Genomic DNA, 22,802 nt, shown 5'->3' with positions numbered 1-22,802 from the left:
CGCAGTTGAACAAGGACGTTCATGAAAATTTCAAGCAAGTTATTGCTCAGCTTCTGTTTTATCAACCTGTTGGTGTTCCTCTCCTCCGCCCTGGTCTATCACCAGCTTGGCCGGATCGGGCAGGCCGAAACCAATCTGCTGGAGCAGGCGCTGCCCGCCCTGCAGCGGGATGAGGCGAGCCAGAAGGCGCTGGTGGCGACCGTCTCCTCCTTGCGCGGTTACCTCATCCTTGGCAAGGATCCGGCCCAGGCCGCCCGCCTCAAGCAGGAGTGGGAAGGGGCCTGGCAGGCCATCGAACGGCAGCCGTTCACACCGGCCCTCGCCCAGTCCCTCAAGGCGTTCAAGGGCAATCAGGAGAAGGTGTGGGCCATCGCCCATACCGAGGAGAACCTGCCCGCCCACACACTCATGCTGCTGGAGGCGGGCCCGCTGGCGGAATCGGCCCTCGATCAGCTGCAATCCTTTGCCAATGAAGAGGTGGCCACCCCGCAGGATCAGCTGCCGGGGGATCGCCGGCTGCTGCTCAAGCAGGTGGGGGATGCCTACAACGGCCTCTCCAATGCGCTCTCCGCCCTGCGCGACTTCCTCATCTCGGGTGATCCCGAATATCGCACCAAATATCAGGACTACTACCAGTTCCACCAGCAGCGCGTCGCCGAGGTGAAACAGCAGCAGGCCAACTTTACCGAGGCCGAGAAGGGCCTCTGGTCGCTGTTTGAAGAGATGTCCGCCCCCTTCGCCGAGCTGGTGGGTCAGGTGATCAGCAAGCGTCAGGCGCCGGACTGGGATCAGGCCAACTACCTGATGGCGACCGATATCGAGCCTGCACTGACCCAGCTGGCCGGCCAGCTGGCGGCCCAGGTCACCCAGACCCGCGCCGAGGTGGACAGCATGGGCCACAAGATGGCCAGCGCCGGACAAACCATCAACCGTACCCTGCTGCTGGCCACCCTGACCGTCATAGTGCTGGGCACCCTGGTGGCCCTGCTGTTCAGCCGCCGCTTGACCCGGGACATCGCCAGCCTGGTGGTGCGGGCCGATCTGGTGGCCAACGGCCGTCTGCCGTCCCGCCCTCTGCCGGTGCAGAGCCAGGATGAACTGGGCGGGCTGACGGGCTCCATCAACCAGATGTCCCTGCAGCTGCGCCAGCTGGTCGGCGAGATCCAGGGGGCCGTGGGGCAGGTGGAGGGGGCGTGCGTCGAGGTCGGCGACACCACCCGGGCCATAGTCACCGATCTGGCGAGCCAGAATCAGCGGGTCGACACTGTGGCGGCGGCGATCGAACAGATGTCGGTCAGCACCCGGGATGTGGCGGGCAACATAGCCGACGCGGCCCGGGCCGCCCAGCAGGCCGAGGTGCAGACGCGGCAGGGGGGCAATGCCCTCGGCCGCATGACCGCCACCATGAAGGAGATAGCGACCATGATTGCCCAGGCCAATCAGGCCATGGGGCTGCTCAGCACCCAGAGCGAGCAGGTGGGGCGCGTCACCGAGGTGATCGCCACCATAGCCGAGCAGACCAATCTGCTGGCGCTCAACGCCGCCATCGAGGCAGCGCGAGCGGGGGAGCAGGGGCGTGGTTTTGCCGTGGTGGCCGATGAGGTGCGCCTGCTCGCCAGCCGTACCAGCCAGTCGACGGCCGAGATCAGCCAGACCATCGCCAGCATTCAGCAACAGACTCGCCAGACGGTGAGCACGGTCGGCAGCGGGACCCAGCTGGTGGAACAGGGCCGGGATGCGGTCGCGTCTGTGACGGAGACGCTCAGTGCCATGCTGCAGCTGGTGCAGGATCTGTCCGGTCAGCTGGGGGCGATCGCCACCGCCACCGAGCAGCAGTCCCGGGTTGCCCAGGAGGTGGCGGGCACTGTGGAGGAGATCGCCGGGCTCAGCCGGCAGTCGAGTCAGCGCAGCCAGCAGGGGGAGGAGATAGTGGCCAGACTGGCGCAGGATACGGGGCGGCTGACGTCCGTCATCAGCCGCTTCGAGCTGGATGCCTGAGGCGGCACCAGACGGCAAAAAAACGGGGCAGGCCGATGGGCCTGCCCCGTTTTTCAATCCAGGCGACGGAAGGCCTGATTGTCGAAATTGCTGGATGTCTCCTGATTGAGCGGACTGACCAGCAGGAGCGAGGCCTTGCTCGCCGGGTTAGTCCAGCCGGCGGAAAGACTGGTTGTCGAAACTGCTGGAGGTCTCCTGGTTCAGCAGGCTGACCAGCAGGCGTGAGGCCTTGCTCGCCATGGATGCCTGATGAGGCTTAGTCCAGCCGGCGGAAAGACTGGTTGTCGAAGCTGCTGGAGGTCTCCTGGTTCAGCAGGCTGACCAGCAGGATGGCGCGTTTCTCCCCATCCGGTTCCAGATAGATGGCCTCGAATCCGGCCAAAGGGCCAGATTCGATCAACACCTTGTCGCCCTGGGTCGGCAGGTTGGCGTAGCTGGCTCTCGCCTCGTCGCTGTCGTCGCGGCTCATCAACTGATAGACCAGCTGGCTGCTGATGGAGGTCCACTCCTTGCCGAAGTGGATGATGCGGCTGATGCCACGGGTCGACTTCAGGGTGACGGGGGTGACCTCTTCCAGATCCACATAGATGAACAGATAGTTGGGAAACATGGGTTCCCGCACCGGGACACGCTTGCCCCGCCGCAGCTTCTCGATTTCGACCATGGGGTAATAGGATTCAATCCCCTGGGCTTCGAGATGGGCGCGGGCGCGGGCCTCTTCCTTTGGCTTGCAGTAGGCCAGATACCATTTTTTCATGTTCTGTTACGTTCGTGTTGCCGTGCTCCCGGTTATGATAACCGCGGCAATAAAAAAGGCCACGCTTGGCGTGGCCTTTTTTGCAGAGTGAGTGATTACCAACCTTTGACTATGCCGCCTTTGAACAGTTCGTCAGCAGTTTTGTAGACTTCGTCGCTCTGGAAGGCCTGGACGAACTCCTTCACCTTGGCGTCATCCTTGTTGTTGCCACGGGAGACGATCAGGTTGACATAGGGGGAGTCCTTGTCTTCCACGAACAGACCGTCACGGCTTGGCAGCAGGTCGATCTGGGAGGCGTAGACTGTGTTGATGATGGCCAGATCCACGTCTTCCAGGGAACGGGGCAACTGGGCCGCTTCCAGTTCAACAATCTTCAGCTTCTTCGGGTTGCTGGCGATGTCGAGCACGGTCGCTTCCAGGCCGGTACCCTCTTTCAGGGTCAGCAGGCCCTGCTTTTGCAACAGGATCAGGGAACGGCCCAGGTTGGTCGGATCGTTCGGCACGGCGATCTGCGCACCCTCTTTCAGATCGGCCAGGGCCTTGATCTTCTTGGAGTAGCCGGCGATGGGGTAGACGAAGGTGTTGCCGACCGGCACCAGATCGAAGCCGCGATCCTTGACCTGGCTATCCAGATACGGTTTGTGCTGGAAGGCGTTCAGATCGATGCTGCCATCGTTCAGGGCCACGTTCGGGGTAGCGAAGTCGGAGAAGGTAACGACTTCGACGGTCAGACCGTACTTGTCCTTGGCGACCTTGGCCGCGGCTTCCACCAGCTGGGATTCCGCCCCGGCGATGGCGCCCACTTTCAGGGTCTTGTTCTCTTCTTTCTGACCACAACCGGCCAGAACCAGGCCAGCCAGCAGGGCAGCCGCAACGGATTTAATGCCAAATTTCATAAAAACCTCCTGTCAGAAATCGACGATTAACGATGATCACATGTGTTGACCAGGCGCTCACCTGCGCTCTGGATGAGTTGAACCAGTAAAACCAGAATGACGACGGTTGCCAGCATGACGGTGGGGTCAAAGCGCTGGTAGCCGTAGCGAATACCCACATCACCCAGACCACCGCCTCCGATGGCACCGGCCATGGCGGAGTAGTTCACCAGCGTGACCAGGGTAATGGTGACGCTGTTGACTATGCCGGGCAGGGCCTCGGGCAGCAGCACCTTGGTAATGATTTGCAAGGGTTTGGCACCCATGGCCTTGGCCGCTTCCAGCAAGCCGTCCGGCACCTCCATCAGGGCTCCTTCCACCAGACGGGCGATGAAGGGCACGGCACCTATGGTCAGCGGCACTATGGCGGCTATGGTGCCTATGCTGGTGCCGACGATCAGCCGGGTCAGCGGAATGATGGCGACCAGCAGAATGATGAAGGGCACTGAGCGGCCAATGTTGACCAGGATGCCGAGCAACTTGTTCAGGGCCGGGTTGGCCAGGATCTGGCCCACCTTGGTCACGTGCAGTGCCACACCCAGCGGCAGGCCGAGCAGGCAGCCAAACAGGGCGGAGGCAAACACCATCAGCAGGGTATCGCCGAGCGCTGTGACCAGCAGATTAATCATTGCTTCGGACATGACCCATTACCTCCAGCTGAATGTGATTGTGATCAGGGACTGCGTCTGGCAGCCCTTGAGGGCAGTGATGAGCAGATCAGTCATTGCTGCGGACATAACCCATGACCTCCAGCTGAATATGATTGTCTATCAGGAACTGCTGGGTCGCCTCGCACTGGGCCTCATCCCCGAACAGCTCCGCCAGCAGGAAGCCGAACTTGACGCCCCCGGCGTACTCGATATCGGCGCTCAGAATGCTGATGTCGATGTTGAAGCGACGGCTCGCCTCGGAAATCAGGGGCGTATCGACCGTGCTGCCGGTAAAGCCGAGCTTTACCAGCGGATAGCTGTTGGCCACCCGCTCGGCACTCATCCTGTCCTGATACTCCTGCGGCACCTCCAGATGTATGGTGGAGTGGATGAAGTCCCGTGCCAGCTGGGTCTTGGCGTTGCTGAAGAACCAGGCGACCTCGCCCTGCTCGATCAGGCTGCCGTCGCTGATGATGGCGACGTCATCACAGATCCCCTTCACCACGTCCATCTCGTGGGTGATGAGCAAGATGGTGAGCCCCAGTTTGACGTTGATCTCCTTGAGCAGGCTCAGGATCGAACGGGTAGTCTGCGGATCCAGGGCCGAAGTGGCCTCGTCACACAGCAGTACCTTGGGGGCCGGCGCCAGGGCGCGGGCGATGGCGACGCGCTGCTTCTGACCGCCTGACAGCTCGGACGGATAGGCGTGGGCGCGCGCTTCCAGCCCGACCAGGGCCAGCAATTCGTCGACTCTGGCCTGGATCTGGGCCTTGCTCCAGCCTGCCAGCTCCAGCGGGAACGCGATATTGGCGAACACGGTACGGGAGGAGAGCAGGTTGAAGTGCTGAAAAATCATGCCGATCTGGCGGCGGGCCTGGGTCAGCTCCCGCTCCGGCAGGGCGACCAGATCCTGGCCATCGACGATGACCTGGCCCTCTGTCGGGCGCTCCAGCAGGTTGACACAACGAATGAGGGTACTCTTGCCGGCCCCCGAGGCGCCGATCACCCCGAAAATCTTGCCTTGTGGCACATGCAGGCTCACGTCACGCAGGGCGTGCACGGCATCACTGCCTTTACCGTAGACTTTGTTGAGACCGTTCAACTTAATCATGGATTCTTCCGTGCTAACAGCCTTAAAGCACAGGGCGCTACAGGCGGGTGAATTGGGCAGAGGTTCCACTGGGTTGCTCTGTCATCATGGAGGATGATGCTAAGATGTCTGGATGGCTGTGTCAACGCGTGTTTATACTTCTAGACGTCTAAAAAAGTGCTAAGGATTCCCGTCTGCCGACTAACGCGGACGGTGATCTCGCTCACATCAATATTGTATTTGGCAGTGTAGCCATATCGCCGAATATCACATGGCAAATGTGGTCTTATCTCCTTCTTTATTAGTCTCGAGTCGGGTTTACCTGGTCATGCTGCTATCGCACCCGGATCGGCACAAATCATTCCACTTTGTTCTGATCGCTGCTTTCTTGGCCTGCGTCTTGATGCAGCGCAACAAGCGCCACGCTTGGGCTTGGATTGCAATTGCCTGTTTTTTATACTGAAAGGGCATGGTATGCAGGAGGGCAGAGCAATGCGATTTCAACAGATCAAGGACTTGCTGCTGTATCTGGAACTGGTTCATCACCAGCTCGGGCTCTGTTACGGGCGGCTGATGGCCGAGGTGGATGGCGAGCGCAGCCGCATGCTGCTGGCCTATCTGCAAGAGCGGGAGGAAGCGGCCAGGGCCCATCTGCACGACTACCTGGGCCAGCTGGGGGGCGGGATCAGGGAGACCTGGCTTGAGCGAGGGTTCAGCGAGGATCTGCTGCCTGACATCCAGCGGCTGTCACTGTCTGCCACGGCCCAGACTCAGGACATAGTGCAGCAGGTGTGCCGTCAGGAGGAGAAACTCATCGGCGAGCTGGGCCACCTGGCCCGCGAATGCCCGACGGAAGAGACGGCCGCCCTGCTGAGTGCGCTGTCATCGCTGGAGCAGACCCGCCTGACCCGGCTGGTGCACGGGGTGCATAGACTCGACGATATCTAGCACAGAGGCAATGAGAGAGGCCCGGCATCTGCCGGGCCTCTCTCATTCTCTGCCAGGCGTCCGGCTCAGCGGGGGGCCTGTTCCCGGCTGAGCTCGGCGGCATGGAGGGCGGCGCCTATGATGCCGGCCTGATTGAGGTTGGCGGCCGCCACCAGGGGGGCCCGGGTCTCAATCTTGTCGATGAACTTGTCGAGCTTGGAGGAGCTGCCGCCCCCCAGGATGAAGAGGTCGGGAGAGAACAGAAACTCCAGTCTGGCCAGGTATTTGTTGAAGCGTTTGCCCCAGCGGCTCCAGGAGAGATCCTCGCGTTTGCGCACCGCATCCGAGCAGTAGTGCTCGGCAACCATGCCTTCCAGCATCAGATGGCCCAGCTCGGTGTTGGGCAGCAGCTGGCCGTTGACGAACACGGCTGTGCCTATGCCGGTGCCGACCGTGATGAGGATGATGACACCCTTGCTGCGATCCTTGCCGGTCCCGAAGCGCATCTCGGCCAGGCCAGCCGCATCGGCATCGTTGATCACGTGGCAGGGCAGGCCGGTCACATCGGCAAACAGGTGGGCAGCATCGGTCTCAATCCAGCTCTTGTCGATGTTGGCCGCGCTCTTGGCGATGCCGTTGTGGATGGTGGCGGGAAAGCCGCAGCCCACCGGGCCCTTCCATTGGAAATGTTCCACCAGTGCCTTGAGGGTATGTGCAACGGCGGCCGGGGTGGCCGGTTGCGGCGTCACCAGACGATGGCGCTCGCCAATCAGCTCGCCCGTTTCGGTATCGACCAGGCATCCCTTGATCCCTGAGCCACCGATATCCACTCCCAACATCTGCATCAGATTGTTCCTTTTATAGTGCCGACGGTTAACCGTCGGCAGAGCATGAAAAAATGACGTGTATCCGGCAAGGGGCAGATCACTTATGCGTGATCCGGCAGACCTTTTTCGATGCAACGGATCAACAAGCGGGTTTTTTTGCTGTCATCCTGCTGGCGCCGGGCCAGGGTCGCCAGCGCCCACGCTATGTGCTCGGCCACCATGGGCTCTGCCTCGTTCTGCGCCAGCTGCAACGCGGCTATGACGTCTGGGGTGGCCGGGCCGTTGCCGAGTGCCACCGCCAGGTTGCGGCGCCAGCGCTGATAGCCGATACGCCGGATCGGGCTCCCCTCAGTGTGCTTGAGAAACTCGCTCTCGCTCCAGCGCCACAATTCGAGCAGCGGCGGGCGGTGCAGGTTGGGGCGCGGGCTGAAGTCGGGCTCGGGGCTCACATCCGCATAGCGATTCCAGGGGCAGATGAGCTGGCAGTCGTCACAACCATAGATGCGATTGCCCATCAGCGGTCTGAACTCTTCCGGGATGGGGCCGTCGTTCTCTATGGTGAGGTAGGAGATGCAGCGGCGCCCATCCACCATATAGGGCGCGACTATGGCGCCGGTCGGGCAGATATTGATGCAGGCCACGCACTTGCCGCACTGCTCTTTTTCCACCGGGGCATCCAGCGGCAGCGGCAGGCTGATCAGCAGCTCTCCCAGAAAGAAGAAGGAACCCGCCGACTCGTTGAGCAGCAGCGAATGCTTGCCGATCCAGCCCAGCCCAGCCTTGGCGGCCAGCGGCCGCTCCAGTATGGGGGCCGAGTCGACGAAGGGGCGCCACTCTCCCGTGGCCTGACAGAGTTCCCGGCAGCGTTGTTCTATGCGATCGCCCAACTGCTTGAGGCGGTTGCGCAGCACCTTGTGGTAGTCGCGGCCGAGGGCATAGCGGCTGATGTAGCCGAGGGTCGGGTCGCGCAGGGTGGCGGCGAAGCCGGCCTCGAAGGGGAGGTAGTTCATCCGCACCGACAGCACCCGCTGGGTGCCCGGCAGCAGCTCGTGGGGTCTGGCCCGCATCATGCCGTGGCGGGCCATGTAGTCCATGCTGCCGTGATGGCCGGCATCCAGCCAGGCCTGCAACCTGGGCTCTTCGAGGCTGAGATCCGTGTCCGTGATGCCGATCTGGTCAAATCCTAGCTCGCTCGCCCATAGCTTGATATCGTGGGCCAACTGCTGCAAATCAGGCGTGCTCATGCTGCATCCGGTCCCAAGGGCTGGATGTCCTGAGTCAACCTGCGGTGAAACTCAGGCGCGCTCATGCTGCATCCGGTCCCAAAGGCGGGATGTCCTGGGTCAACCGGCAGTGAAAATCAGCTGTGGTCATGTCGCATCGGGTGCCCGGCGCGTGTCAGCCAGGGCCAATGGATGAAAGTCAGGAGCCATCATGGTACAGGTCATCGGGGATGCTATCAGCGGGAAAGAGGTGCGCAGTTTACCACAATCACTGTGGCGGACTGAACAGATCCGCGCGCTGGAGCAGCGCTGGGCCGAGCGCGAAGGGCAGGAGCTCTACGCCCTGATGGAGCGGGCCGGTGCGGCGCTGCGCACCTATGCCACCCACCATTGGCCGCAGAGCCGCAACTGGTGGATCTTCGTCGGCCCGGGCAACAACGGCGGTGACGGCTATGTGCTGGCCCGCCTCGCCAGGCAGATCGGCCTCGAGCCCCAGGTGATCGGCGCGAGGGATCCCGCCGGGCTGAAGGGGGATGCCAGACGGGCCGCCGATGAGTGGCTGGCGCAGGGCGGGACAGTGCTGATGGCCGGCGCGAGCGAGCTTGATTCACTGCCGCCGCCGGATCTGGTGATAGATGCACTGCTCGGCACAGGTGTCCATACCCCCCTCTCGCCGCTTCTGACAAAGATCGTCGCAACAATCAATAGCTTGGGAGCGCCGGTGTTGGCGGTGGATCTGCCCTCCGGCCTCGATGCCGACACGGGCCGTGCCATGGGGGCCCTGGTCCGTGCCAGCCGCACCCTCACCTTCATCGGCATCAAGCAGGGCATGCTCACCGGCGAGGGGGTGGATGGTGTCGGCCGGCTCGATTGCGATCCCCTCGGCGTCACGCCGGAGGCTGGCCTGCAAGCGGCTGCCGAACGGATCGATTACCCCGGCCTCAAACACCTGCTGACACCGCGCCAGCGCTCGGCCCACAAGGGTTCTCACGGCAAGGTGCTGCTGGTGGGGGGCAATGTGGGCATGCAGGGCGCCATAGTGCTGGCGGGTCTTGCCTGCCTGCGGGCAGGAGCCGGGCTGGTACGGGTATGTCAGCACCCGAGTCATGGTTCCGTCAGCCTTTATCAAGCCGAGTTGATGAATACGCAGGTCGATACGGATGAGCACTGGGCCTCGGTGCGACTGGTGGGGCCGGGACTCGGTCAGGACGAATGGGGTCGCCGCCATTTTGAGTCCTTGGTCAATGAGGGGACACGGCTGGTATTGGACGCCGATGGATTGAATTGGCTGGCGCTATGTCCCCGTCATCAGGATAATTGGGTGCTTACGCCTCACCCGGGTGAGGCGGCCCGCCTGCTGGGCTGCTCCATTGCCGAGATTGCAGCAGATCGTTTTGCCGCCGTGCGGCGCTTGCAGCAAGTTTTTGGCGGTGTCGTGCTGCTCAAGGGGGCGGGAACGCTCATCTGTGACGGCAAGGGGATAGCGCTCTGTGACGAGGGCAATCCCGGCATGGCCAGTGGCGGCATGGGCGATCTGTTATCTGGTATAATCGCCGCCCTTTTGGCCCAGGGCTGGTCTGCCGTCGAGGCAACCCGGCTGGGCGCAGTGATCCACGGGGAAGCGGCCGATCTGGCCGCCGCAGACGGAGAGCGGGGCATGCTGGCATCGGACCTGCTGCCTTTTATCCGTCGACTGGTTAATCCCGACACCATAACAAGTTAAAGAAGAACATGGCAAAACAGTTGATGATGACACTGCCGGACGAGGCAGCAACAGTGGCACTGGGTGGCCGTCTGGCACACGCCTGCCAGCAGGCGACCACGGTGTTCTTGCACGGCTCCCTCGGGGCCGGAAAAACCACCCTGACCCGTGGCTGGGTGCAGGGGCTGGGCCATCAGGGCAAGGTCAAGAGCCCGACCTACACCCTGGTCGAGCCCTATGAACTGGCCGAGTGGCAGGTTTACCACTTCGATCTCTACCGCCTGGCCGATCCGGAAGAGCTGGAGTTCATGGGCATTCGGGACTACTTTGCCGCCAATACCCTCTGCCTGGTGGAGTGGCCCGAAAAGGGTGAAGGCTGGCTGCCGGCGCCCGATCTCGACATTACCCTGACTTATGTAAACGAGCAGCGTGAGGCTCTGATAGAGGCTCGCACTGCGATTGGCGAAGCCATTCTGGAACGGTTGTCATCTACGTGCGCTTGATCCTTGTTATTGCCCTCTCTCTGATGGCCTTACCCTCCTGGGCGAATCAGCTCAAGAGTGTGCGGGTGTGGCCATCGCCGGATAACACCCGGGTGGTGCTCGACATGAGCAGCGCCCCCAATTACAACTACTTCACCCTGACAGGCCCGGATCGGCTGGTGATCGACCTCAAAGGGGCGAACAACGTCACCAATCTGGCCCGCATCGAGAACAACAGCGAGCTGGTGCGCAAGATCCGCGAGAGTTCTCCGCTGGAGAAGGGCGGCCTGCGACTGGTGCTGGACTTGAGCTCCACCATCAAGCCGGTGGTGTTCCCGCTGGCGCCGGCTGGCCCCTATGGCCACCGGCTGGTGATCGACCTGCCCTATGAAGAGAAAGCCTCCGCCGCCGTGCAGGCCGCGCCTGTTGGCGGCAAGGGCCGGGGGGTGGTGATCGCCATAGACCCGGGCCATGGCGGGGAAGATCCGGGCTCCATAGGTCCGCGCCGCACCTATGAGAAGCGGGTCACCCTGGCTGTCTCCCAGAAGCTGGCGGCACTCATCGACAGGGAACCCGGCATGCGCGCCGTGCTGACCCGTCGTGGCGACTACTTCGTCGATCTGAACAAGCGCTCCGAGATAGCCCGCAAGGCCAAGGCCGACCTGCTGGTGTCGGTGCATGCGGACAGTTTCCACAATTCCACCCCGCGCGGTGCCTCTGTCTGGGTGCTGTCGACCAACCGTGCCAATCGCGAGATGGGCAGCTGGCTGGAGAAGCAGGAGAAACAGGGCGAACTGCTGGGCGGGGTGGGCAAGGTATTGGCCGAATCCGATCCCAACCCCTATCTGGCGCAGACCTTCCTCGATCTCTCCATGGACAAGTCCCGCGCCGAGGGCTACGACGTCAGCCGCCAGATCCTGCGCTCCATGGGCAAGGTGGCCAGGTTGCACAAGAAGGCGCCGGAGCACGCCAGTCTGGCGGTGCTGAAAGCGCCGGACATCCCCTCTGTGCTGGTGGAGACGGGCTTCATCTCCAACCACGCAGAAGAGAAGCTGCTGGCGACCCCGGCCTATCAGGATCAGCTGGCTCGAGCCATCTTCGAAGGCATCCGCAACTACTACCGTGCCCACCCGACCAAGGGCGCCATGTTGACCGGCAAGGGGCAGGCCAGCAAGCCTGCGGCGGTCAGCAGACCCGTGGCGGTGAGCAAGCCTGCCGCCGTGAGCAAACCGGCGCAGGTGCAGTCGCAGCCCGTGGTGACCAACCGGATGCCGGCCACCGAGCCAAACCGCAGCAGTGATGGCGGCGCCCCGGTCAGCAGCGTCAGCAGCTCGTCCGGCGCCGGTGTGATCAAGCCCTATGTGGTGGCCGCCAAGGAGCCGAGCGTGCCTGTCAGCAGCGTGCAGAGCAACGACAAGGCCAGGATGATCCGCCATGTGGTCACCCGCGGCCAGAGTCTCTCTCGCCTCGCCGAGAAGTTCGGGGTGAGCCAGGCGCGCCTGGTGGAGATCAACAAACTCAAATCACGGGATATCCAGATAGGGCAGGTGCTCTATATCCCCCAAGAATAGAGACAGTGGGCAGCCAAGCCGCTCCCTGTTTTATCGCCTTTCCTGGCCAACCAGATTGCCGCAGGAGAGAGGGGGAGCGGCCCTGCTCAGTGGTGACTGGGTCTGGATCCCGCAAGACTAAAGGTCAGGAGCAAGCCATGCCGATCCGTATTTTACCGCCCATTCTGGCCAACCAGATTGCCGCAGGCGAAGTGGTGGAGCGGCCCTCTTCGGTCGTCAAGGAGCTGGTGGAAAACAGCCTGGACGCGGGGGCCGACCGGGTTGAGATCGACATCGACAAGGGCGGCGCCAAGCTGATCCGCATCCGTGACAATGGCTGCGGTGTCGCCAAAGATGAGCTGGTGCTGGCGTTGTCGCGCCACGCCACCTCCAAGGTGGCGACTCTGGATGATCTGGAAGGGATCTGCAGCCTGGGCTTTCGCGGCGAGGCGCTCGCCTCCATCAGCTCTGTCTCCCGTCTCACCTTCACCTCCCGCACCCAGGATCAGTCCGAGGCCTGGCAAGCCCAGGCGGAAGGGCGCGAGATGCAGGTCACCGTCAAGCCGGCGGCCCATCCGGTGGGCACCACGGTGGAGGTGGTGGACCTCTTCTTCAATACCCCCGCGCGGCGCAAGTTCATGCGCAGCGAAAAGACCGAATTCGCCCATATCGACGAGCTGGTGCGCCGCATCGCGCTCTCCCGTTTCGATGTCACCCTGATCCTGCGCCACAACGGCAAGGTGATGCGCCAGTACAAGGCCGCCAATACGGTGCCCGAGCAGGAGCGCCGCCTGGCCGCCGTCTGTGGCACCCCCTTCATGCACCACGCGCTGGCGGTGGAAAGCGAGCACAGCGACGTGCGCCTGTGGGGCTGGCTGGCGACCCCGCAGGGGGCCAGACCGCAAAACGATCTGCAATACACCTATGTGAACGGCCGCATGATGCGCGACAAGCTCATCAATCACGCCATCCGCCAGGCCTATGATGAGCTGCTGCCCGCCGACCGCTTTGCCGCCTATGTGCTCTATATCGAGCTGGATCCCCATCAGGTGGATGTGAACGTCCATCCGGCCAAGCACGAGGTGCGCTTCCATCAGGCGCGCCTCATCCACGACTTCATCTTTCAGGCGCTGTTCACCGCCCTGCACCGGGAGGCGGCCGCCAGAGCCGAACAGGGCGAGCCGCTGGCCGAGACCCTGGTCGAGCTGCCGGTCAGCGGGCAGATTGAATACCCGGGCCAGGCGCCCCGTCCCGAGTGGTACGGCGCCGAGCACAACTATCGGGCGCCGGCCCAGGAAGTGCGGGAAGGGGGCGGTGCAGGGCGGGCCGGCAATTATCAGCCACCCGAGCCCCCCAGCCGGGAGGCGATGCGTGGCATGGGCGCGCTGCTCACCACCTTGCCCGGTGCTGTGCCCGCGCCTGTCGTACCCGTCACCTCGGCGGTGACCGCCAACGCAGCCGTTCAGGCCGCGCCAGGCGTCTGGCGGGCGCTCACCCTGGTGGAGCAGGCCTATCTGCTGCTGGCGCGAGACGGCCAGCTGGCACTGCTCTCGCTGGTGCGGGCCGAGCGCCTGCTGCTGCGCAACTGGCTGCTGGAGGCCTGGGGGCAGGGACTGGCGGCGCAACCGCTGCTGCTGCCGGTCTCCTTCAAGTTGCCAAAGAACCTGATAGCGCTGGTTGAAGAGCAGGAACGTTTGCTCAAACGCATGGGGCTGGAGTTGAAAAACGGGGGGCGCGACACCATGATCCTGACTCGGGTGCCAGCCTTGCTGCGCCAGACCGATCTGGTGCGGTTATTACCCGAATTGTTGCAAATTATCGAGAGCGGATCTGACAGTGATGCGAGTCAGCTGGCTGAAGTATTATGCCAATGGTTGGTGGAGCAGGGGATAAGCCGCGAAAAAGTATATGATTTTTCAACTGCCAGTCGTTTGCTGACGGAACTTGTGACCGATTACGGTGACCAACTGGCAGACACGCGCATGGTGCGCCCCGTGTCGTTGGCGAGCGTGCTGGCCGAGTTTGCCGATGGCAACTGAGGGGCGGGATGACCGCCTCTTCGACCAATAGATAAGTTTTTGCAGGTGCGCCCGCTCCGGTGGCGACCATGCAAGGGGAGTTTTTCACGTGGCTGACTTGCCGACTGCAATTTTTCTGATGGGGCCGACGGCCTCCGGCAAGACGGATCTCGCCATCAATCTTTGTCAGGCCCTGCCCTGCGACATCATCAGCGTGGACTCTGCGCTCATCTATCGCGGCATGGACATAGGCACTGCCAAGCCGACGGCCGACGAGCTGGCCCTGGCACCCCACAAGCTGATCGACATGCTCGATCCTGCCTTGAGCTATTCGGCGGCGGATTTTTGCCGCGATGCCTTGCGGGAGATGGACGGCATAGTCGCCCGTGGCCGCATTCCGCTGCTGGTGGGGGGCACAATGCTCTATTTCAAGGCGCTGCTGGAGGGACTCTCGCCGCTGCCATCCGCCGACCCTGTCATTCGTGTCGGGATTGAGGAAGAGGCAGCTCGCCTCGGCTGGCAGGCGCTGCACGAGGAGCTGGTGCGCATAGACCCGGTTGCCGGGGCGCGCATCCATCCCAATGACCCGCAGCGTCTGAGTCGGGCACTCGAGGTCTATCGCATCAGTGGCAAGACGCTCACCGAGCTGACCCAGGTACAGGGGGAAGGATTACCCTATCGCGTGCATCAATTTGCCATCGCCCCGAGCGATCGCGCCCTGTTGCACCAGCGCATCGAACAGCGCTTTGACAAGATGTTGCAAAGCGGGTTCGAACAAGAGGTCAGGGCGCTCTATGAGCGGGGCGATCTCACCCCCGACTTGCCCGCTATTCGCTGCGTTGGCTACCGCCAAATGTGGGACTACCTGGCAGGGGAAGTGGAGTATGATGAGATGCGCTATCGCGGAATTGTTGCCACCCGCCAGTTGGCCAAGCGTCAAATGACCTGGTTGCGCGGTTGGCCTGAAGTCACCTGGTTGGAATCTGGTGAGTCTGGCAATCTGGCAAGGGTCGTTGCCCGTGCCGGAGTGGCTTGACACTCCTGTATAATCAGGTTGTTATATTGATATCCGGTGTTTAAAAACAACAAACTATAAGGAAAAGAAGATGGCTAAGGGGCAATCTCTCCAAGACCCGTTTTTGAATGCGCTGCGCCGTGAGCGGATTCCTGTTTCTATCTATTTGGTGAACGGCATCAAACTGCAGGGTCAGATCGAATCGTTTGACCAGTTTGTCATTTTGCTGAAGAACACCGTGAGCCAGATGGTCTACAAGCACGCCATTTCCACCGTGGTGCCGGCCCGTGCCGTCAACCATCACCAGCACGTCCCAGGCGCAGCTGGCGAAGAACAGGGTGAAGCCGAGGCGTGATATCCCGAGGCGAGACGACTCGCCAACCCAGATTCATCATGATTCCTGTCAAGGAGCAAGCGCTTGTTTGACCGTTATGAAGCCGGCGAACAGGCCGTTCTGGTACATGTCAACTTCAGCGATGAGGGTGAGCGGGAGGATCTGGAAGAGCTCAAGATGTTGGTGAGCTCGGCCGGGGTCAATGCGTTGGGGGTGGTCACCACCAACCGCAGTGCACCCAGCGCCAAATTTTTTGTCGGCAGCGGCAAGGCTGAAGAGATCGCGTCCCAGGTGCAGATGCTGGGCGCAGACGTGGTGATCTTCAACCATGCCCTGACCCCTGCCCAGGAGCGCAACCTGGAACGCCTGTTCCAGTGTCGGGTCGTGGACAGAACCGGCCTGATCCTGGATATCTTTGCCCAGCGCGCCCGTACCCACGAAGGCAAGTTGCAGGTCGAACTGGCCCAGTTACGCCATCTTTCTACTCGCCTGGTGCGAGGCTGGACCCACCTTGAGCGTCAGAAGGGCGGGATCGGTCTGCGCGGCCCGGGCGAAACCCAGCTGGAAACCGACCGCCGCCTGTTGCGTGAACGCATCAAGGCGATTTTGCGTCGGCTCGACAAAGTGGCCAAACAGCGGGAGCAGGGCCGTCGCGCCCGCAATCGCAATGAGGTGCCGACGGTTTCACTGGTGGGTTACACCAACGCCGGAAAGTCCACTTTGTTCAACCAACTTACAGCTGCCAGCGTGTATGCTGCCGACCAATTGTTCGCAACACTGGATCCCACCCTGCGTAAATTGGTGATCCGGGATGTGGGTGATGTGATCTTGGCGGATACAGTTGGATTTATTCGACACTTGCCCCATGATCTGGTCGCGGCCTTCAAGGCGACGCTGCAGGAGACCCGTGAAGCTGACTTGCTGCTGCACCTGGTGGACTGCGCCGATGAGCAGATGCAGGAAAATATCGATTCGGTGCAGCAGGTATTGGCCGAGATTGAGGCCGACGACCGACCCCAGCTGATGATCTGCAACAAGATCGACAAGCTGGCTGATCGTCCGGCGGGTCTGGAGCGGGATGATGAGGGGCGCCCGGTGCGGCTCTGGTTGTCTGCCCAGACGGGTGAAGGCTGTGAATACCTGTTTACGGCCCTGACCGAGTTGCTGGCCGGCTCCATGGTGCATCACACCCTGCAGTTGCCCCCTTCGGCCGCCAGATTGCGCAGTGCGCTCTATCGTCTGAAGGGCATTGAACAGGAAGGTTTCAGCGAGGAGGGGGATTTTGTCCTGGAGGTACGCTTGCAGCTTGCCGACTGGAACCGCCTCGTGAAACAGGAAGGCGAGAATTTACAACGCTTTATCAGGCATTGATTCGTCGATGAAGATGAATGCTTACAGGCTTCATCAGCGATTGATGGCCAGATAGAGTTGATATCCATCCGCTTGTATTAATGGAGATGCTGATGGCTTGGAATGAGCCTGGAAACAACGGCAAAGACCGTGACCCTTGGGGGAACAACGGCAAGAATCAGGGACCCCCTGATCTGGACGAGATGTTGCGCAAGGTAAGCCGCCGTTTTGGTGGTTTGCTGGGTGGTGGCAAGTCAGGTGGCGAGATGGGCCGTTTTGGTCTCTCTATCGCACTGGTCGTGGCCGTGGTGGTGTGGGTCGTCAGCGGCTTCTACACCATTCGCGAAGCCGAGCGGGGCGTGGTGCTGCGTTTTGGGGAGTATTCCCATAACGTGGATCCGGGCCTGCGCTGGAAACCGACCTTCATCGACCGGGTGATCCCGGTGGACGTCGAGTCTGTACGCTCCCTGCCGGCCTCCGGCTTCATGTTGACCCAGGACGAGAACGTGGTGCGGGTCGAGATGGACGTGCAATATCGCGTGGTCGATCCCGAGCAGTACCTGTTCAGCGTCACCAATGCTGACGAGAGTCTGGGTCAGGCCACCGACAGCGCCCTGCGCTATGTGGTGGGTCACACCCGGATGGACGATGTGCTGACCACGGGTCGTGAAAAGGTCCGTCAGGAAACCTGGCAGGTGATCGACAGTATCGTGGAGCCATATCACATGGGTCTGCAGATCGTCGACGTCAACTTCCTGCCGGCGCGTCCGCCGGAAGAGGTGAAAGACGCCTTCGATGACGCCATCTCCGCCCAGGAAGATGAGCAGCGCTTCATTCGTGAAGCGGAAGCCTATGCCCGTGAAGTGGAGCCAAAGGCCCGCGGTTCGGTCAAGCGTCTGGAACAGGAAGCCGAAGGTTACAAGTCTCAGATAGTGCTGAAGGCCAAGGGTGAAGTGGCTCGCTTCAACGAGTTGCTGCCCCAGTATCAGGCCGCGCCCGAGTTGACTCGCGAGCGTATCTACCTGGAAACCATGGAAGAGCTTTATCAACAGGCCAACAAGGTGCTGGTGGACATGCCGGCGGGTAACAACAGCATGATCTATCTGCCGCTCGACAAATTGTCTGGCAAGGCGAATGCGGTACAACCGGCTCGTCCGGCTGGCACGCCGGTAGTTGAATCGACCACGCCGTCCAACGAAGGGGCCAACTCCACACCGACCCCGCTGCGCAGCGGTGACCGTTTCAGCTCAGGGAGAAACTAATAGATGAAAAAAATAGCTATTGGTGTCATCGCTGTGGCCGCCATGGTCTGCTTCTCTTCCATCTTCATCATTGATGAAGGCCAGAAGGGCATAGTGGTGCAGTTTGGCAAGGTGAAGCGGGTTGAATCCGGCGAGCCGCGGCTCTATGAGCCTGGTTTGCACTTCAAGGTGCCGCTTATCGACCAGGTTCGCAAGATGGATGCCCGCATCCAGACCCTGGAAGGCCAGGCGGATCGCTTCGTCACCTCGGAGAAGAAAGACCTCATCATCGACTCCTACGTGAAGTGGAAGATCGAGGACTTCTCCAAGTACTACCTGGCAACCGGTGGTGGCAACAAGATCCAGGCCGAAGACCTGCTCAAGCGCAAGATCAACAACGGTCTGCGTTCCGAGATCGGTAACCGCACCATCAAGGACATAGTCTCTGGTGAGCGCAGTACCGTGATGGAAGATGCGCTGATGAAGATGGCGCGCTCCTCCGAGCTCGGCATCAAGGTGGTCGATGTGCGGATCAAGCAGATCAACCTGCCGGTGGAAGTCTCCAGCTCCATCTATCAGCGGATGCGTGCCGAGCGGACTGCCGTGGCCCGTGAGCATCGCTCCCAGGGCCGCGAGCAGGCCGAAATCCTGCGTGCCGACATCGACCGCAAGGTGACCGTCATGATCGCCGACGCCGAGAGTAATGCGCGTCAGTTGCGTGGTGAAGGGGATGCCGAAGCCGCCAAGATCTATGCCGACAGCTACAAGAAAGACCCCGAGTTTTTCAGCTTCGTGCGTAGCATGGAGGCCTATCGCAAGAGTTTTGCCGGTGGCAACGACCTGATGGTGCTCAAACCAGACAGCGAGTTCTTCCGCTACCTCAAGTCTCCTCACGGCACCAAGCAGTAAGGGACAAGCAATAAGACCAAAGGGCCTGATGATTCAGGCCCTTTTGCTTTATGGCGCCAGACCCCGTCGATACGGGCGGCTTTTTTGTGCAAGGAGCGGGAATGTTGACATCCATCTTGATGGGATTGGGGCTGCTATTGCTGTTTGAAGGGCTTGGCCCCCTGTTGATGCCGAAGGCCTGGCAGCAGATGCTGCGGCTGCTCAGTGATCAGCCACCCGAGCAGCTGCGCCGCATCGGTGGTTCGCTGGTGGTGGCGGGCACCGTGATCCTCTGGATGCTGAGCCATTGAGCCATCTGGCCGGCTCGGGCTACCAGCAAAGCGCAGACAATAAAAAAGAGGCCCCAGGGCCTCTTTTTTCATCCAGCAGGAGTCGTTGACTCAGGCGCTGCGCTGTACCGCCATCTGGGCCAGGGTTTCCAGCGCCTGCTTGTGCTGGGAGTCCGGCAGGACGGAGAGCGCTGCGATGGCCTTGTCGGCCTCTTGCCGGGCACGCATGCGGGAGTACTCCAGCGCACCTGTGCGATCCAGAATGGCCAGGATCCGGTCGAGATGCTCCATGCCGTTGCGGTGCTCGATGGCATCGCGCACCAGCTGACGCTCCTCGGGCGAGCCCACTTCCATGGCTCGCAGCAGCGGCAGGGTTGGCTTGCCTTCGGCCAGATCGTCACCGACGTTCTTGCCCATCTCATCGCTCTGGGAGCAGTAGTCCATCACGTCGTCGATGATCTGGAAGGCGGTACCCAGATACTTGCCGTAGTCGGTCATGGCCTGCTCGACGGGCTCGGGCTGATGGGTCAGCACGGCAGCGAGGCGGGTGGCGGCCTCGAACAGCTTGGCGGTCTTGCAATAGATGACCGTCATGTAGCTCTGTTCCGTGGTATCCGGATCGTTGCAGTTCATCAGCTGCAACACTTCGCCCTCGGCTATGGTGTTGGTGGCATCCGACAGTATCTCCATCACCTTGAGGTTGGAGAGTTCGCTCATCATCTGGAAGGAGCGGCTGTAGAGGTAGTCACCCACCAGCACGCTGGCGGCATTGCCAAACAGGGCGTTGGCCGTCTCCCGGCCGCGGCGCAGGTCGGATTCGTCGACCACGTCGTCGTGCAGCAGGGTAGAGGTATGAATGAATTCTATGATGGCGGCGAGCTTGAGATGATCCTGACCTTCGTATCCCAATGCGCGGGCGGCCATCACTGTCAGCATGGGGCGCATCCGTTTCCCGCCTGCACTGACAATATAGAAACCCAGCTGGTTGATCAGGCTGACATCGGATTGAAGTCTCGCCAGGATCAGTTCATTCACCGCCGTCATGTCGGCGGCACAGAGCGCACGGATAGTCTGTTGGTCCATAAGTCTCGTAACGTGACGGCAGCAATAACTGCGGTTTTAGTAATGGCGGGGATTCTACACGATTTCACAATGGGTTACAGTTAAGCGTTTATTCACGGCGGCAGATATGCGCACAAAATAAACTTTTTGCTAAATTGGCCTTGCCTGAGCAAATCGATTTGCGTAGAATGCCGGCCCATTGTTATAGGTTTTTGCGCGTGTCTGGCCTTGAGCAAAAGACACGCCTTTACGGAGTTAATCAAATGTACGCGGTATTCCAAAGCGGCGGAAAACAACACCGTGTGGCCGAAGGTCAAATCGTTCGTCTGGAAAAGCTGAACGTTGAGACTGGCGCTACCATCGACTTCAACGAAGTTCTGATGGTTGCTGCAGGCGACACTTTTAAAGTAGGTGCTCCTTTCGTTGAAGGTGGCAAGGTTGTAGCTGAAGTTGTGGCTCACGGCCGTGGCGAGAAAGTGACTATCGTCAAGTTCCGCCGTCGTAAGCACCATCGTAAGCAAGCGGGCCACCGTCAGTGGTTCACTGAAGTCAAAATCACTGGCATCAGCGCTTAATTAGAGGAGTCCGATAGATGGCACACAAAAAAGCTGGCGGTTCATCCCGCAACGGTCGCGATTCTGAAGCTAAACGCCTTGGCGTTAAGCGTTTCGGCGGCGAAACAGTTCTGGCAGGCAGCATCATCGTTCGTCAACGTGGTACCAAGTTCCACGCTGGCACCAACGTTGGTCTGGGCACCGATCACACCCTGTACGCGAAAGCGACTGGCAAGATCCTGTTCGAAGTTAAAGGTCCGCTGAATCGTAAGTACGTTAGCATAGTTGCTGAGTAATTACGGACCGCAAGGATCCGAAGCCCCGCCAACAGGCGGGGCTTTTGTTTTTCTGACGCAGTTTACGAAAAAACGGAACGCAGATGTGCCTGGTGTTGCACGAGGCATTCATCGCTAAGATGCGTATCGCCCGCAGGGGCCTGTACCACTATAATTGCGTATCGGTTTTTCGAATTAAGGTGACGGTTACCTATGAAGTTTGTTGATGAAGTCCAGATTCGAGTCGATGCCGGTGACGGTGGTAACGGTTGTGTCAGTTTTCGCCGGGAGTTGTATATTCCCAACGGTGGTCCGGATGGCGGAGACGGTGGCGATGGCGGCGATGTCTATCTGATTGCCGATGAAAACCTGAACACCCTGATCGATTACCGTTTCGAACGCTTCCATGCGGCCGAGCGCGGTGAGAACGGCCGCAGTGCCAACTGTACCGGTCATCGTGGCAAAGACAAGGTACTGCGCGTTCCTGTCGGAACCCGCGCCAGTGATGAAGATACCGGTGAGCGACTGGGCGACCTGACCACTCATGGTCAGAAGTTGATGGTTGCCAAGGGTGGTTTCCACGGTCTGGGCAACACCCGCTTCAAGAGCTCCGTCAACCGGGCGCCGCGCCAGAAGAGCAGCGGTACGCCGGGTGAAGTACGTACCCTGAAGCTGGAACTGCTGCTGCTGGCCGACGTCGGCATGCTGGGTCTGCCCAACGCGGGCAAGTCCACCTTTATCCGCGCCGTCTCTGCGGCCCGTCCGAAAGTGGCTGACTACCCCTTCACCACCCTGGTGCCCAACCTGGGCGTGGTGCGTGGCGAGAACTCCCGCTCCTTCGTGATCGCTGACATTCCGGGTCTGATCGAGGGTGCCGCCGAAGGCGCAGGTCTGGGGATCCGCTTCCTCAAGCACCTGGAGCGTTGCCGCGTGCTGCTTCACCTGGTGGATATCTGCCCGGTAGATGGCTCCGATCCGGCCGTGAATGCCGTGACTATCGTCAAGGAGCTGGAAAAATACAGCCCCGAGCTGGCGGGCAAGCCGCGCTGGCTGGTGTTCAACAAGATGGATCTGATCCTGGAAGAGGAAGCGGTCGAGGTGATGGAGCGCGTCAAGGCTGCGCTGGCATACGAAGGCCCTGTCTACCAGATCACGGCCATCAGCAAGGAAGGCACCAAGAAGGTGTGCTACGACATCCTGGATCTGCTGGATACCATGCCACGCACGCTGGTCGAAGATGCCAAGGACGCCATCGAGAAGGTGGAGTTCAAGTGGGACGATTACCACAAGAACCAGCTGGCCCAGGCCGAAGCTGAGGCCGCAGCGGCTTCCCTGGCCTTCGATGCGACCCTCGACGATGACGACGACTGGGATGATGACGAAGATGATGGCGTTGAAGTCATCTATGTTCGTGACTGATCACCCTGTCCTGCCTGATCGGTGTGGCATCCTGGCCCATCGATGAGAAAAACCGGAGTCTGGCAACAGACTCCGGTTTTTTTATGGGGCTCATCCGGCTGGCCCGATCATCATATAGATATATTTCTTATGTCACTTATTGCCTGCCAACCGCAACTGATTATACTGCGCACCTGAATGTAACCTTGTCGAAACAATATGCTAACCAATTGCAA

22 protein-coding genes are annotated in these 22,802 nt (G+C 60.8%); 15 read left to right on the top strand and 7 right to left on the bottom strand.

Going from position 1 to position 22,802, the window contains the following annotated elements; translation table 11 throughout:
• Positions 1-21 precede the first annotated feature (21 nt).
• Positions 22-1,998 (top strand): methyl-accepting chemotaxis protein, encoded by a 1,977-nt coding sequence (locus CK910_RS00425; protein ID WP_098980656.1) that lies wholly within the window; start codon positions 22-24, stop codon positions 1,996-1,998.
• Positions 1,999-2,254: 256 nt separating this feature from the next.
• Here CK910_RS00425 and rfaH read toward each other — a convergent pair whose 3' ends face one another.
• The 4 genes from rfaH to metN form a co-directional block, all read right to left on the bottom strand.
• Positions 2,255-2,755, bottom strand: a complete 501-nt coding sequence (gene rfaH / locus CK910_RS00420; RefSeq protein ID WP_043141811.1) for a transcription/translation regulatory transformer protein RfaH — start codon at positions 2,753-2,755, stop codon at positions 2,255-2,257.
• A gap of 95 nt (positions 2,756-2,850) precedes the next feature.
• Positions 2,851-3,651: a methionine ABC transporter substrate-binding lipoprotein MetQ gene (metQ, locus tag CK910_RS00415; RefSeq protein WP_043141813.1), complete on the bottom strand. Its 801-nt coding sequence runs from the start codon at positions 3,649-3,651 to the stop codon at positions 2,851-2,853.
• A gap of 26 nt (positions 3,652-3,677) precedes the next feature.
• Positions 3,678-4,331, bottom strand: a complete 654-nt coding sequence (locus CK910_RS00410) for a methionine ABC transporter permease (RefSeq protein WP_098980655.1) — start codon at positions 4,329-4,331, stop codon at positions 3,678-3,680.
• A 76-nt stretch (positions 4,332-4,407) separates the two neighbouring features.
• Complete coding sequence (gene metN / locus CK910_RS00405; protein WP_043141816.1) at positions 4,408-5,451, bottom strand: methionine ABC transporter ATP-binding protein MetN; 1,044 nt, start codon at positions 5,449-5,451, stop codon at positions 4,408-4,410.
• Positions 5,452-5,922: 471 nt separating this feature from the next.
• Here metN and CK910_RS00395 point away from each other — a divergent pair, with 471 nt between their 5' ends.
• Positions 5,923-6,378 carry a hypothetical protein gene (locus CK910_RS00395; protein WP_098980653.1) on the top strand — a complete coding sequence of 152 codons (456 nt, stop codon included), beginning with the start codon at positions 5,923-5,925 and terminating at the stop codon, positions 6,376-6,378.
• Positions 6,379-6,443: 65 nt separating this feature from the next.
• Here CK910_RS00395 and ppgK read toward each other — a convergent pair whose 3' ends face one another.
• Together ppgK and queG are read right to left on the bottom strand one after the other, a co-directional pair.
• Entirely contained in the window at positions 6,444-7,202 is a 759-nt protein-coding gene (ppgK, locus tag CK910_RS00390; RefSeq protein WP_043141820.1) for a polyphosphate--glucose phosphotransferase, read from the bottom strand.
• 83 nt (positions 7,203-7,285) lie between these two features.
• Entirely contained in the window at positions 7,286-8,428 is a 1,143-nt protein-coding gene (queG, locus tag CK910_RS00385; RefSeq protein ID WP_098980652.1) for a tRNA epoxyqueuosine(34) reductase QueG, read from the bottom strand.
• A 190-nt stretch (positions 8,429-8,618) separates the two neighbouring features.
• Here queG and CK910_RS00380 point away from each other — a divergent pair, with 190 nt between their 5' ends.
• From CK910_RS00380 to CK910_RS00335, 10 genes are all read left to right on the top strand, one after another.
• Positions 8,619-10,130 (top strand): NAD(P)H-hydrate dehydratase, encoded by a 1,512-nt coding sequence (locus tag CK910_RS00380; RefSeq protein ID WP_098980651.1) that lies wholly within the window; start codon positions 8,619-8,621, stop codon positions 10,128-10,130.
• Between the two features lie 8 nt (positions 10,131-10,138).
• Positions 10,139-10,612, top strand: coding sequence for a tRNA (adenosine(37)-N6)-threonylcarbamoyltransferase complex ATPase subunit type 1 TsaE (tsaE, locus tag CK910_RS00375; RefSeq protein WP_042865703.1), 474 nt, complete (start codon positions 10,139-10,141; stop codon positions 10,610-10,612).
• Entirely contained in the window at positions 10,603-12,162 is a 1,560-nt protein-coding gene (locus tag CK910_RS00370) for an N-acetylmuramoyl-L-alanine amidase (protein ID WP_043141827.1), read from the top strand. Before tsaE ends, CK910_RS00370 begins: the two co-directional genes overlap by 10 nt.
• A 137-nt stretch (positions 12,163-12,299) precedes the next feature.
• The gene (gene mutL / locus CK910_RS00365; protein ID WP_098980650.1) at positions 12,300-14,180 is read left to right on the top strand and encodes a DNA mismatch repair endonuclease MutL; all 1,881 of its coding nucleotides are present in this window, start codon (positions 12,300-12,302) and stop codon (positions 14,178-14,180) included.
• A gap of 97 nt (positions 14,181-14,277) precedes the next feature.
• A complete protein-coding gene (gene miaA, locus CK910_RS00360) occupies positions 14,278-15,195 on the top strand; it encodes a tRNA (adenosine(37)-N6)-dimethylallyltransferase MiaA (RefSeq protein WP_098984940.1) in 918 nt (305 codons plus the stop codon).
• Between the two features lie 70 nt (positions 15,196-15,265).
• The gene (hfq, locus tag CK910_RS00355) at positions 15,266-15,529 is read left to right on the top strand and encodes an RNA chaperone Hfq (RefSeq protein WP_005311664.1); all 264 of its coding nucleotides are present in this window, start codon (positions 15,266-15,268) and stop codon (positions 15,527-15,529) included.
• A gap of 63 nt (positions 15,530-15,592) precedes the next feature.
• On the top strand, positions 15,593-16,879 hold the full coding sequence (gene hflX, locus CK910_RS00350) for a ribosome rescue GTPase HflX (RefSeq protein ID WP_043135158.1): 1,287 nt from the start codon (positions 15,593-15,595) through the stop codon (positions 16,877-16,879).
• A 92-nt stretch (positions 16,880-16,971) separates the two neighbouring features.
• Positions 16,972-18,120, top strand: a complete 1,149-nt coding sequence (gene hflK, locus CK910_RS00345; RefSeq protein ID WP_043135178.1) for an FtsH protease activity modulator HflK — start codon at positions 16,972-16,974, stop codon at positions 18,118-18,120.
• 3 nt (positions 18,121-18,123) lie between these two features.
• Complete coding sequence (hflC, locus tag CK910_RS00340; protein WP_005311670.1) at positions 18,124-19,008, top strand: protease modulator HflC; 885 nt, start codon at positions 18,124-18,126, stop codon at positions 19,006-19,008.
• A 101-nt stretch (positions 19,009-19,109) separates the two neighbouring features.
• Complete coding sequence (locus CK910_RS00335) at positions 19,110-19,298, top strand: DUF2065 domain-containing protein (RefSeq protein ID WP_065403357.1); 189 nt, start codon at positions 19,110-19,112, stop codon at positions 19,296-19,298.
• A gap of 90 nt (positions 19,299-19,388) precedes the next feature.
• On the opposite strand, the gene ispB is transcribed toward CK910_RS00335, so the two are convergent.
• The gene (gene ispB / locus CK910_RS00330) at positions 19,389-20,360 is read right to left on the bottom strand and encodes an octaprenyl diphosphate synthase (RefSeq protein WP_043554642.1); all 972 of its coding nucleotides are present in this window, start codon (positions 20,358-20,360) and stop codon (positions 19,389-19,391) included.
• A 242-nt stretch (positions 20,361-20,602) separates the two neighbouring features.
• Between ispB and rplU the strand changes: the two genes are divergently transcribed.
• The 3 genes from rplU to cgtA all read left to right on the top strand — a co-directional run bounded on the left by rplU (position 20,603) and on the right by cgtA (position 22,587).
• A complete protein-coding gene (gene rplU / locus CK910_RS00325; protein WP_005304210.1) occupies positions 20,603-20,914 on the top strand; it encodes a 50S ribosomal protein L21 in 312 nt (103 codons plus the stop codon).
• Between the two features lie 17 nt (positions 20,915-20,931).
• A complete protein-coding gene (rpmA, locus tag CK910_RS00320; RefSeq protein WP_005311678.1) occupies positions 20,932-21,189 on the top strand; it encodes a 50S ribosomal protein L27 in 258 nt (85 codons plus the stop codon).
• A 192-nt stretch (positions 21,190-21,381) separates the two neighbouring features.
• A complete protein-coding gene (cgtA, locus tag CK910_RS00315) occupies positions 21,382-22,587 on the top strand; it encodes an Obg family GTPase CgtA (RefSeq protein ID WP_098980649.1) in 1,206 nt (401 codons plus the stop codon).
• The last annotated feature ends 215 nt before the right edge of the window (positions 22,588-22,802 follow it).

Origin of the sequence: Aeromonas sp. CA23 (genome assembly GCF_002587065.1) — a bacterium.
Taxonomy (GTDB): Bacteria; Pseudomonadota; Gammaproteobacteria; order Enterobacterales; family Aeromonadaceae; genus Aeromonas; species Aeromonas bestiarum.
The sequence above is the reverse complement of the archived record's forward strand: the minus strand, read 5'-3'. Positions and strand labels throughout refer to the sequence as shown.

Coding starts and splice junctions, on each gene's coding strand:
- rpmA (WP_005311678.1), top strand. CDS start 20,932: ATGGCACACAAAAAAGCTGGCGGTTCATCCCGCAACGGTCGCGATTCT.
- hflK (WP_043135178.1), top strand. CDS start 16,972: ATGGCTTGGAATGAGCCTGGAAACAACGGCAAAGACCGTGACCCTTGG.
- hflC (WP_005311670.1), top strand. CDS start 18,124: ATGAAAAAAATAGCTATTGGTGTCATCGCTGTGGCCGCCATGGTCTGC.
- cgtA (WP_098980649.1), top strand. CDS start 21,382: ATGAAGTTTGTTGATGAAGTCCAGATTCGAGTCGATGCCGGTGACGGT.
- mutL (WP_098980650.1), top strand. CDS start 12,300: ATGCCGATCCGTATTTTACCGCCCATTCTGGCCAACCAGATTGCCGCA.
- CK910_RS00425 (WP_098980656.1), top strand. CDS start 22: ATGAAAATTTCAAGCAAGTTATTGCTCAGCTTCTGTTTTATCAACCTG.
- rplU (WP_005304210.1), top strand. CDS start 20,603: ATGTACGCGGTATTCCAAAGCGGCGGAAAACAACACCGTGTGGCCGAA.
- CK910_RS00335 (WP_065403357.1), top strand. CDS start 19,110: ATGTTGACATCCATCTTGATGGGATTGGGGCTGCTATTGCTGTTTGAA.
- CK910_RS00410 (WP_098980655.1), bottom strand. CDS start 4,331: ATGTCCGAAGCAATGATTAATCTGCTGGTCACAGCGCTCGGCGATACC.
- tsaE (WP_042865703.1), top strand. CDS start 10,139: ATGGCAAAACAGTTGATGATGACACTGCCGGACGAGGCAGCAACAGTG.
- ispB (WP_043554642.1), bottom strand. CDS start 20,360: ATGGACCAACAGACTATCCGTGCGCTCTGTGCCGCCGACATGACGGCG.
- CK910_RS00380 (WP_098980651.1), top strand. CDS start 8,619: ATGGTACAGGTCATCGGGGATGCTATCAGCGGGAAAGAGGTGCGCAGT.
- metQ (WP_043141813.1), bottom strand. CDS start 3,651: ATGAAATTTGGCATTAAATCCGTTGCGGCTGCCCTGCTGGCTGGCCTG.
- rfaH (WP_043141811.1), bottom strand. CDS start 2,755: ATGAAAAAATGGTATCTGGCCTACTGCAAGCCAAAGGAAGAGGCCCGC.
- CK910_RS00395 (WP_098980653.1), top strand. CDS start 5,923: ATGCGATTTCAACAGATCAAGGACTTGCTGCTGTATCTGGAACTGGTT.
- hfq (WP_005311664.1), top strand. CDS start 15,266: ATGGCTAAGGGGCAATCTCTCCAAGACCCGTTTTTGAATGCGCTGCGC.
- queG (WP_098980652.1), bottom strand. CDS start 8,428: ATGAGCACGCCTGATTTGCAGCAGTTGGCCCACGATATCAAGCTATGG.
- metN (WP_043141816.1), bottom strand. CDS start 5,451: ATGATTAAGTTGAACGGTCTCAACAAAGTCTACGGTAAAGGCAGTGAT.
- ppgK (WP_043141820.1), bottom strand. CDS start 7,202: ATGCAGATGTTGGGAGTGGATATCGGTGGCTCAGGGATCAAGGGATGC.